The 217-nt window shown below is 55.8% G+C and carries 1 pseudogene; it reads left to right on the top strand.

The features are described 5' to 3' along the window. Positions 1-187, top strand: a pseudogene (locus HX818_RS31025) (hypothetical protein); the annotation flags it as partial. Positions 188-217 lie beyond the last annotated feature (30 nt).

The raw sequence follows: 217 nt of genomic DNA, 5'->3' as shown, positions 1-217 counted from the left end.
TCAAAAGCAGATCAAGATCAAAAGCACGCAGCCTCGCTGGCGCTCGACAACTGCTACGGGCGGTGTGGCTCTGCTTTTCTGTAGGAGCTGGCTTGCCGGCGATGCAGACAACTCGGTGCATCAGGTACACCCAGTTGATGCTATCGCAGGCAAGCCAGCTCCCACATTTGACCGTGCCCGATTCTGATCTTGCTGTTGCTGTTGCTTCACCACACTC

Origin of the sequence: Pseudomonas sp. F9001, assembly GCF_013385435.1 — a bacterium.
Classification (GTDB): Bacteria; Pseudomonadota; Gammaproteobacteria; order Pseudomonadales; family Pseudomonadaceae; genus Aquipseudomonas.
The sequence above is the reverse complement of the archived record's forward strand: the minus strand, read 5'-3'. Positions and strand labels throughout refer to the sequence as shown.